The 10,262-nt window shown below is 65.1% G+C and carries 7 protein-coding genes and 1 pseudogene; all 8 read right to left on the bottom strand.

Translation table 11 applies throughout. The features are described 5' to 3' along the window. On the bottom strand, positions 1–1,143 hold the full coding sequence (locus IX761_RS09070; protein ID WP_194789250.1) for an efflux RND transporter periplasmic adaptor subunit: 1,143 nt from the start codon (positions 1,141–1,143) through the stop codon (positions 1–3). A 385-nt stretch (positions 1,144–1,528) separates the two neighbouring features. After that, entirely contained in the window at positions 1,529–2,626 is a 1,098-nt protein-coding gene (locus tag IX761_RS09075; RefSeq protein ID WP_194789251.1) for a DUF1513 domain-containing protein, read from the bottom strand. A 2-nt stretch (positions 2,627–2,628) separates the two neighbouring features. Then, positions 2,629–3,693 carry an imelysin family protein gene (locus IX761_RS09080; RefSeq protein ID WP_194789252.1) on the bottom strand — a complete coding sequence of 355 codons (1,065 nt, stop codon included), beginning with the start codon at positions 3,691–3,693 and terminating at the stop codon, positions 2,629–2,631. Positions 3,694–3,712: 19 nt separating this feature from the next. Next, complete coding sequence (locus IX761_RS09085; RefSeq protein WP_194789253.1) at positions 3,713–5,140, bottom strand: di-heme oxidoredictase family protein; 1,428 nt, start codon at positions 5,138–5,140, stop codon at positions 3,713–3,715. Positions 5,141–5,572: 432 nt separating this feature from the next. Next, complete coding sequence (locus IX761_RS09090; RefSeq protein WP_194789254.1) at positions 5,573–6,910, bottom strand: imelysin family protein; 1,338 nt, start codon at positions 6,908–6,910, stop codon at positions 5,573–5,575. Positions 6,911–7,071: 161 nt separating this feature from the next. Further along, a complete protein-coding gene (locus tag IX761_RS09095) occupies positions 7,072–9,123 on the bottom strand; it encodes a putative bifunctional diguanylate cyclase/phosphodiesterase (RefSeq protein WP_194789255.1) in 2,052 nt (683 codons plus the stop codon). A gap of 333 nt (positions 9,124–9,456) precedes the next feature. Next, positions 9,457–9,844, bottom strand: a pseudogene (locus tag IX761_RS09100) (Fe-Mn family superoxide dismutase). A 249-nt stretch (positions 9,845–10,093) separates the two neighbouring features. Beyond that, positions 10,094–10,262, bottom strand: a 169-nt coding sequence (locus tag IX761_RS09105; protein WP_194789256.1) for a LysE family transporter, incomplete at its 5' end; no start/stop codon positions are given.

The following is a 10,262-nucleotide window of genomic DNA, read 5'->3' on the forward strand; positions in this document are numbered from 1 at the left end:
TCAGTCCGCGCCCGGCGCGGCAGGCTTGAGGGCTGCGTCGGCACTGATGCGTACCGCCGCGCCTGGGCTCAGCTTGAGCTGACCGGCGGTAACCACCTGGTCGCCCGCCTGTAGGCCCTTGCTCACCACCACCCAGCCATCGCGGCGCTCGCCGGTTTGCACGGTGCGTTGTTCGACGACCTGCTGGGGCTGGCCGTCGCTATTGACCTGCGGCTGGCCATCCTCGCTCTTCTTCGTCTCGACCACATACACCGAGTTGCCGTACAGGGTGTAGGTGATGGCGTTCTCCGGCACCACCACTTGCGGCTTGGGATCGGGCAACAGCACGTTCAGGCTGGCAAACATGCCGGGCAACAGCTTGCCGTCGGGGTTGGCCAGGGTGGCGCGTACCAGCAGGTTGCGCGTGCTTTCCTCGACCTTGGGGTTGATGGCGCTGAGGCTGGCGGGGAAGGTCTGGCCGGGGTAGGCGGCCACCTGCACCACGACCTGCTGGCCGAGTGTCAGTTGCGGCAGGGCCTGCTCGGGGACGTTGAAGTCCACATACAGGCTGGACAGGTCCTGCAGGGTGGCGATCACCGTACCGCTGGCCAGGTAGGCGCCAACGTCCACCTGGCGAATGCCGATGGTGCCGCTGAACGGGGCGCTGATGCTTTTCTTCGCCAGCGACGCCTTGAGCTGGTCGACCACGGCCTGGTTGCGCCGGTAGACCGAGGTGAGGCGGTCGTATTCGCCACGGGAGATGGCCGAGTCGCCGACCAGTTGGCTACCCCGGCCGAAGTCGACCTTGGCCAGCCCCAGGTCCGCCTGTGCCGTACCCAGCAGGGCGGTTTCCTGGTCGTGATCCAGTTGCAGCAGCAACTGCCCGGCCTTGACCTGCTGCCCGGACTCGAAATGCAACGACTTGACCGTGCCGGCCACTTCCAGGCTCAGCTCCACGCCTTGATAGGCCTTCAGGCTGCCCACCGCCGGCAGGCGCTCCTGCCACTGGCGCAGTTCGGCCTGGGCCGCGGCGACGCTGACCGGTGGCTTGGGCTGGGAGAACATCTGCACCTGCTGGTAGATGGAGTAGCCCTTGATACCCCCCAGAATCAGCACGATCAGCAGGACGACAGCCAACATGATCAGCATGCGGCGGCGCAACATAGGTCCGGTTCCTTGGATGCGGAATTTTTCGATCGGGCACGACCACGGGCGATCCGGCCCACGTGCGATGGGGGAAAGTATTGTCGGTTTTTCGAAAAAGGGGAGGAGGGGTGTTGTCTGTTACGGCCTCATCGCCGGCAAGCCGGCTCCACCTGGTGGCTACATGCGCCCCACCTGTAGGAGCGTCCTCGTGCCGCGAAAGGGCTGCACAGCAGCCCCGGCAATCTATGCGCAGACGCAAAAACCTGGGGCCGCTTCGCGCCCCTTTCGCGGCACGAGGCCGCTCCTACAGGAGCCTGTGCAAGACAGTTGTTCCCACGCTGACCGCGCCATTTTTGTGGGAGCCGGCTTGCCGGCGATGAGGCCGGTGCAGGCAACGGAACAATCAGACCAGGTGCAGGTGGTTGTCCCAGAACCCGGACGGCAGGTTCATCGGCTGCCCGATCAGTTCCGGCTTGCGGCAGTCATACAAACGGCAGCGCCCCTGCCCGGAGGTGACGACGAAACCTTCCTTCACCGCCCCGACCCCCGCGCAGTCCGGCATCGGCGCATCAAGCTTCACCGCGCCGCTGTCCAGATCCCAGATGAACAGGCGGTTGGCCCGTGGCGCGGTCAGCGCCACCAGGCGCAGGTCGCTGTGGATGGCGACGCTGGCGGTGTACTGGGCCATCGCTTGCAGCTGGCGCTCGGGTACCGGGAAGGCCTTGAACGGCTCGCCCGGGCGCTTGATCGCCAGCAGCTCGGCGGTTTCGTCCGCGCCGCCCATGAACTGTTGGCAGGCGGCGATGGTGCCGTCGTCGCCGACCGCCAGGTGACGCACGCTGTTCATCTGCTGGGCCAGGGTCTCCTTGCTCAGCAGGGTGCCATCGCGCTGCATCAGCACCAGGCTCGGTTGCATGGCGTCGAGGTTCATCTCCACCCGGCTTTCAGCTTCGGTGCGAATGCCGCCGTTGGCCACCACCAGGGTTTCGCCGTCGGGCAGCCAGGCCACTTCGTGGGGGCCGATACCGTGGGTCGAAAGCTCGCCGGTATGCACCAGGCGCTCCCCCTCGAAGCGGTAGACACCCAGCACGCCACGCCCGGGGTCGGTGGTGTCGTTCTCGGTGGCGTACAGCCATTCACCGCTTTTGTGGATGACCGCATGGCCATAGAAGTGGCGATTCGGTTGCGAGGTCACGGTCTGCAGCAAGCGCCCGTCGCGCAGGTCGACCAGGTAGCTTTCGGTGCCCGGGCGACGGGCGACGAACAGCGCGATGGGCAGCTCGGGGTGGTTGATGATCGCATGGCAACGCTGGGCCACCTGGGTGCTGAACACCTCGCGGCCATCCAGGCGAAAGCCGACGGCGTAGTGCTTGCCGTCGCCATCGTCGCGCGCCGAGAGCAGCAAGGGTTCGCTGCCTTTGCCACGGAACAGGCTCCAGCCGCCCAGGGTGAGGGCGCTGAGCACTACGCTACCGAGTTTCAGGGCCTGGCGTCGCAACATGATCAGTCACCGTCGTTGGCATTGAAGCCCAGCTGGATGTTCAACGCCTTGGCCAGGTCGCCCTCATGCAGGCGATGGACGACGTTCAGGGCATCGTAGATGCGGTTCAGGGTTTGCTGGCCAGCCTCGTCGGCCAGCAGCTCGCCGAGGGTCTTCGGGTTGTCGGCCAGCAGTTTGAGCGCGGTAGCGTAGGCGTCGTCGATCTTCTGCGCCAGTGCCGCCTGGTCCTTGCCCAGCAGGCCGCGCAGGCCCTGGTTGTCGACACCGACCCAAACCGCCTGGGCGGCCTTGAGCGAGGCTTCCAGGCTCTTGAGCGACGAGTGGCTGCGCCAGGCTTCGGCTTGCAGCGGCTGGGCGATGCCCTTGCTCTGCCGGCCCATGGGGGCGCCGAGCTTCTTCTTCAGGGTGTCCAGGGCGGTGACCTGGGCACGCAGCAGGTCGGCGATCGCTTCGTGGGAGTCGGCGTAGCGCTGGTTGGGGAACTTGGTCATCTGCGACAGCATGCCGTCGGTGCTGTTCCAGGTCTTGAGGATATCCTCGGCCAGGGCCTTCTGGTGTTCGCCGATGGCCACCAGCAGTGGGCAGTAGCGTGCCTTCTGCTCGGCCGTGGCGATGTCAGGCTTGCTGTCGAACAGGATGTACTCGTAGGCGGACAGGCCGCGCACCACGACGCTGGCCTTGCCCAGCGACTCGGCATCGACTGGCTTGTCGCCATTGACCAGCTGCTCGACCTGGCGGCCGACCAGGTTCTTCTTGTCTGGCCAGAACTGCACCTGCCAGGCGCGGTTGCCTTCGGCCAGCGGGCCGACCAGCAGCGGTTGCAGCTCGGCCCAGGCCTTCTGGGCGTTGAGGAAGTCGGCGCGGGCGCTGTCCAGCGAGGCCTTGCCTTCGCAATAGGCCAGGGCGCTGGCGGCCAGCGTGCGGTCGGCTTCCACCCAGCGGCTGTAGGTGGGCAGGATCACCTGCTTGGCGATGGCGGCGGAGGTCACCGCCTGCGGGTCCTGCGGCGAGCAGGCGCCGAGGGCGAGGGCCGCGAGGCTGGTGAACAACAGTTTGGGTCGGAACATGCCCGGCTCCTTGTGCGGTTTAAAGGGAATTCAGGAAGGCCAGCAGCGCGGCGCGCTGCTCGGCATTGAAGGTCAGTACCTGGTCGCGCGCCGCTTGAGCCTCGCCACCATGCCAGAGCACGGCTTCGAGCAGGTTGCGGGCGCGGCCGTCGTGGAGGAACTGGCTGTGGCCGCTGACCGTTTCGCTGAGGCCGATGCCCCACAGCGGTGGGGTGCGCCAGTCCTGGCCGTTGGCGGAAAACTCGGTGCGCTCGTCGCTCAGGCCCGGGCCCATGTCGTGCAGCAACAGGTCGCTGTAGGGGCGGATCACTTGGCCGGCCAACTCCGCTTCGGCCGCATCGGCGGCCGTGGTGAACTGGGGGGTGTGGCAGCCTTGGCAGCCGGCCTGGAAGAACAGGTTCTTGCCGGCCAGCACTGGCGGCGCGGCGACGTTGCGGCGGGCGGGCACGGCGAGGTTGCGGGTGTAGAAGGTGACCAGGCGCAGGATGTTGTCGCTGACTTCCTTCTCGCCGTCCTGGCCATCACCGTTGGGTGCGGCCAGGCAATCGACCTGGGCGGGCGTGCAGTCATCCTTGGGCAGCAGGGTGCTGGTCAGGCCCATGTCGCCGGCGAAGGCGTGCACGTTCTGTTGGTTGACGTTGGGCTGCCCGGCCTTCCAGCCGAAGCGGCCGACCACGGTCTTGCCCTGGGCATCGTCCCAGACCCGGTTGGCCCGGCCCCGTATGCCGTCATGGTTGCGGTCGTCCGGGTCTTCGTTGGCCAGCAGGTCGGCTTCGGCGATGGCTTCGAGCAACCCCAGGCCGATCATCGGCGGGGCGACCCGGGCCGAGAAACGGGTGTCCGGGTGCATCGGGCCGTAGCCGAGCTGGGTGAGCTGCAACGTCGGGCGGCGCAGTTCGACCTGGTGGCCATCCTTGAACGTGACGGTGTGGGTGTCGTAGCTCACCCGTACCTTGCCCTCCGGTGCCACGCCCGGCACGGCCATGTCTTGCAATTGCGTGCCGTACACCGGTTCGGGGACCACGCCCAGGCGTTCGATCTCGCGGGCGTAGTAGGGCTGGTCGGGGATCGACAGGCGCACCAGCATCGACACCGCGTTGCTGTCGCCGGGTGCCGGCGGGTGGCCGCGGCCGTCGCGTACGTGGCAGTTCTGGCAGGCGTTGGTGTTGAACAGCGGGCCCAGGCCGTCGCGGGCGGTGGTGGTGGACGGGGCGATCACCCAGGGGTTGCGGAAGAAGCTGTTGCCCACGGCAAAGTCCAGGCGCCGCTCGGGGCTGAGGTTGGCCGAGGGTAGTGAGTAGGCGTTGCGGTCACTGCGCTGCACCGTGGCCTGGCCGCCGGAGAGGGCTTCGCCGGGCTCGGCCTGGGTGAAGCGCGGGGCGTCGTCACAGGCGGCGAGGGCGAGGGCCAGCAGCAGGGGGCTTAGGCGAAGCAAGGACATCGACAATCCTGGGCATGGGCGAAAAACCGGCGTGCAAGCTTATCAGGCCGGCCGTTTTTGAATAAGAGCAATTTGCAATTACGCGGATGAAAAGAATGTGAAACTTCAGGCTCATTGCCGGCATTGATGGCCCTATCGCCGGCAATTGTTACGCGCCGCATTTCTGCGATGGGGCCGGCAAAACAAAGAAGGCGACCCGAGGGTTAATGCTGATCAGTTAGTGCGCCATCGCATTGATTGGGGCCGCTCTGCGGCCCTTCGCGGGCAAGCCCGCTCCCACAGGATTGCGCATTTCTCAACATATGCGCCGTACCTGTGGGAGCGGGCTTGTCGGAGCGCCGAACCGCCGCGAAGGGCTGCGAAGCAGCCCCAAATGTGGCTTAACTGACTGGCATTAACCCGTAGGCCGCCTTTTTGCGTGAACCGCTACAACGCCGATCAGAACTCGTGATCAGCGGTATCGGGGTTCAGGTTGTCGATGCCCAGCTTGCCCGCGGCCTGCTCGATCGCGCCGGTCTGCTTGACCAGCGAGGCGATGGCGTCACGCACGATCTGGTTGCCGGCGGCGTTGTCGGCAGCGATCAGCTGGTCGTAGTGCTCACCCTTGAGGGCGTGATCGACCATGACCTGGATCTTGGCCTCGGTGGCTTCCAGGTCGGCCTTGAGCGTGGCGTCGGCGGCTGGGTCGACCTTGGCCACCAGCGACGACAGGCTCGGGCCGCTCAGCTTGCTGCCGTCGGTACGGGTGTACTCGCCCAGGTAGACGTTGCGGATGCCCTTGGCGTCGTAGAAGTGCGAGTAGTGGGTGTTGTCGCTGAAGCAGTCCTGCTCGTCTTCTGGCGAGTTGGCTTCCAGCGAGACCTTCATGCGCTCGCCGGCCAGCTCGCCCAGCGACAGGCTGCCCATGCCGAACAGCATCTTGCGCAGGCCATCGTTGACCGGGCCGTTTTCCAGGGTGGCGCGGTAGTTGTCGGCGACGTTTGGTGCCCAGTTGCCGACCATCTCTTCGAGGTCCTTGACCAGCAGCTCGGTGACCGCCTTCAGGTAGGCGCGGCGACGCTCGTTGTGGCCGCCGGTGGCACCCTTGCCTTCCAGGTAGTCGGAGGCTGGGCGGTTGCCCGCGCCTGGGCCGGTGCCGTTGAGGTCCTGGCCCCAGAGCAGGAATTCGATGGCGTGGTAGCCGGTGGCGACGTTGGCTTCGGAACCGCCCAGCTCGTTCAGGCTGGCCAGCTTCTCGGGGGTGATGTCCTTGACGTCGACCTTGTCCTCGCCCACCTGGATCTCGGTGTTGGCGATGATGTTGGCGCTGGCCGCCGGGTTGCCCAGGGCGTGCTCGTAGCCCTTGTCGACGTAGTCGATCAGGCCTTCGTCCAGGGGCCAGGCGTTAACCTGGCCTTCCCAGTCGTCGATGATGGTGTTGCCGAAGCGGAACACTTCGCTTTGCAGGTAAGGCACGCGTGCGGCAGCCCAGGCGGCCTTGGCGGCTTTGAGGGTGTCGTCGTTGGGCTTGGCCAGGAACGCGTCGACCGCGCTCTGCAGCTGCTTGGCGGTGCTCAGCGAGTCGCTGTACACGGCGTGGACCATCTCGGCGTAATGCTTGACCACGGCCTTGCCGGCGGCTTCGTCGACAGCCCCAGGCGCTGCTGCGGTGGTGCTGGCGGCGGCAGGTGCCTGGGCTTGCGGAGCGGCGGCCTTGTCGTTCTTGCCTTCGCCGCAACCGGCGAGGGCGATGGCGATGGCCAGCAGACTGGCGGAGGCCAGGGGCATACGAATCATTGTTGGTTTCCTGCGTCGTGTGGTTGGACCATTGGGTTGGGCCGTGTGCCGTGGCACGCGAAACGGCAACATCATGCGAAAGATTTGCATTTGCTGTAAAGAGGCGGGCGCGCATTTCATGCAAACGCCCGTTCAAGGTGCACCACCAACGATGACGCGGGTTACAGCACCGAGACCTGATTGCGCTGCGCCTGCTTGAGGAAGCTTGTGAGCTCGCGTGCCGAGAGTGGCTTGCTGTAGTGGTAGCCCTGACCTTCGTGGCAGCCTTGGGCGATGATGTAGCTTTCCTGTTCGGCGGTTTCCACGCCTTCGGCGATCACCTGCATGCCCAGGCTCTTGCCCAGCTGGATGATGGCGCGAACGATGGTGGCGTCGTCATCGTCGTCGAGCAGGTCCTGGACGAAGCTCTTGTCGATCTTGATCTTGTCCAGCGGCAGCGACTTGAGGTAGCTGAGCGAGGAGTAGCCGGTGCCGAAGTCGTCGATGGCGATCAGCGCGCCAGACCGGCGCAGGCTGAGCAAGTGCTGGGCGGCGGTGCTGATGTCTTCCATCAGGCCGGTTTCGGTGACTTCCAGCTCCAGGCTGCGCGGTGGCAGGCGGTAGGCCTGCAACAGGTTGTTGACCACCCGCGGCAGCTCGTTGTGGTGCAACTGCACGGTAGACAGGTTGACCGCCATGCGCAGTTCGCTGAAGCCCAGGTCGTGCCACTCGCGCAGCTGGCGGCAGGCCTGGTCGAGCACCCATTCGCCGATGGCGATGATGTTGCCGTTCTGCTCGGCCAGCGGGATGAACTGGTCGGGGGGCACCATGCCCAGCTCCGGGTGCTGCCAGCGCAGCAGCGCTTCGACCCCGACCACGCGGTGGTCGCGGTAGCTGATCTGCGGTTGGTAGACCAGGTACAGCTGGTTGCGTGGCAGGGCTTCGCGCAGATCCTTCTCCAGCTCGCGGCGCCGGCGCATCTCGCTGTCGACGCTGGCGATGTAGAACTGGTAGCGGTTGCGTGAGCGGGCCTTGGCCAGGGTCATGGTCTGCTCGGCCTTCTGCAACAGCTTCTCGGTGCTGTCGCCGTCCTCGGGGAACAGGGTGATGCCGATGGTGGCGCGCAGGCGGATCTGCTGGTGGTCGAGGTCGAAGGGCGCCTCGAGATCGTCGAGGATGCTCTGGGCCAGTTCGGCGGCCTCGTAGGGTTGCTCGATGTTGGCCTGGACCAGGGCGAACTGGTCGCCACCCAGCCGCGCCAGGGCACCCAGGCGGCCGCTGTGGGCGCGCAAACGGTCGGCCAGGGCCAGCAGCAACTGGTCACCCACCTGGTAGCTGAACTGCTCGTTGATGCCCTTGAAGTCGTCCAGGCCTACACACAGCACGGCCACGCGGCGTTGCAGGCGGCCACCGTCGACGAGGATCTTGTCCAGTTGCTGCTGCAACTGCTGGCGATTGGGCAGGCCGGTGAGGAAATCGTACTGGGCCATGCGTTGCAGGCTGTTCTCCGCCTCGTGGCGCAGGTGGGTGTTGCGTTCGATGGAGGCCAGCAACTGGTTGGCGGTGTTGACCCAGATGCCCAGCTCGTTGCGCTCGTGGCCCTTGAGCAGTGGGATCTGGTGCTGGCTGGGGCGGTCGGGGTTGATCTGCGTGAGGTGCTCGATGATCTTCGACAGCGGCTTGGTCAGCAGCCAGTGATAGACCAGGTACAGCACCAGGCCCATGGCCATGGCGCGCAGCACGCCGGAGATGAAGATGATCACTGCGTTGATCAGGAAGTCTTCGCCGTAGCTGGAGGTGTCGAGGGTGATGCTCAGGTCGCCGTAGTACTCGCTGTAGGGGCCACGGCCGACCAGTTGGGTGGTGTAGGTGCGTTCCTGGCCGAGGATCAGGTCGGTCAGCCAACGCATGGACATGTCCTGCAGTGGGCGGGATTTTTCCGCGAGCATGGTTTCGTTGGGGTGGCCGATCGAGGCCATGCGCACCGACTCGTCCTGGAACAGGCCTTCCATCACCTGCATGCCCATTTCCCGGTCGAGGCTGTACACCGCCTGGGTGGAGGGGTCGCGGAACATGTCGAGGATGCGCTGGGCATCGTTGTTGACGGCCTGGCGCGTCTTGTAGGCGTCATAGACGATCTGCGCACAGCTGAGCACGACGCCCACAGCCAATGCCGAGAGCAGCACCACCCGGAGCAACTTGACCGACAAGCTGTTGCGAAATTCCAGCTTCAATGGGGTTTCCTTAATCCATGCGCGTGCCATTATTTTGCCATTAACCCTGGCAACAAGACTATCGACCGATTGCCTTGGCAGGCAACATGCCGGTCGACGGAACTGCCCTTGGCACTATATCGGTCGAGCGGTCATGCGACTTGAGTGCGCTGCGTCATCTTTCCAGAAGTTTGATGTTAGCGCGCTATGCGTGCCGAGCAAGAGCGTTGGCGCAGGGCGCTGCGAATTCTGCCGGGTGGGCCGCCGCCTTTCGCCGGCAAGCCGGCGAAAGGGTTGCAGTTGGCAATAAAAAACCCGGCACCAGGCCGGGTTTTTTGATCAAGGTACGAACACTCAGGCCGTGAAGACCTTGCCTTCGAACTGCTGGGCAACGAAGTCCCAGTTGACCAGGTTCCAGAACGCCTCGACGTACTTCGGACGCAGGTTGCGGTAGTCGATGTAGTAGGCGTGTTCCCAGACGTCGCAGGTCAGCAGCGGGGTGTCGCCGCTGGTCAGCGGGCAGCCGGCGCCGATGAGCGGCGTTGTTGAAGATGCCGCCCGAAGAGCTCTTGACGATCTCTTCCAGGGTCTTGCCTTCGAATTCGGTGCCTGGGACCAGGTTGTTCAGGTTCACGACATAGGTGTTGTGGTGCTTGTCGTGGTGATACTCCAGGGTTTCCTTGGAGATGTGCGGCTGCAGGGCATCGTGGGCATACGGCAGCGGCGGCAATTCAAAAGCCATGGTGGATCTCCTGATTCAGGTCTGTTCGCGGTTTGCGCAAGGCCGATCACGGGCGGCCCGGTGAGCGTCGGCGAGTTTGTACTCTTTGCGACGCAAGGGCTGGATCATAGCACCGGGCCCGGCGCATAACCACGCAACAACTATAGGGAATAGAGGTTCCAGAGCGGTTTGGCGGGTGCCGGCCGGTGATGGTCCTTTCCAGGCTGGTGAGCGGACGCCGGCCCCTGTAGGAGCCATGCAGGCCTGATATCAGTTGAAAATCAATTGCGCCGCCACCGCGAACATCATCACCGCCACCATCAGGTCGAGCATCCGCCAGGTCGCCGGTCGCGCCAGCCAAGGGGCCAGCCATGCAGCACCCACGGCCAGGGTGGTGAACCACAGCAACGAGGCGCTGGCGGCACCGGCTACATAGGCC

This window comes from Pseudomonas sp. UFMG81 (assembly GCF_015354575.1).
GTDB lineage: Bacteria > Pseudomonadota > Gammaproteobacteria > Pseudomonadales > Pseudomonadaceae > Aquipseudomonas.

Bases quoted from the DNA above. Each gene is read 5' to 3' on its own strand.
- IX761_RS09070 (WP_194789250.1), bottom strand. From the start codon at position 1,143: ATGTTGCGCCGCCGCATGCTGATCATGTTGGCTGTCGTCCTGCTGATC.
- IX761_RS09075 (WP_194789251.1), bottom strand. From the start codon at position 2,626: ATGTTGCGACGCCAGGCCCTGAAACTCGGTAGCGTAGTGCTCAGCGCC.
- IX761_RS09080 (WP_194789252.1), bottom strand. From the start codon at position 3,693: ATGTTCCGACCCAAACTGTTGTTCACCAGCCTCGCGGCCCTCGCCCTC.
- IX761_RS09090 (WP_194789254.1), bottom strand. From the start codon at position 6,910: ATGATTCGTATGCCCCTGGCCTCCGCCAGTCTGCTGGCCATCGCCATC.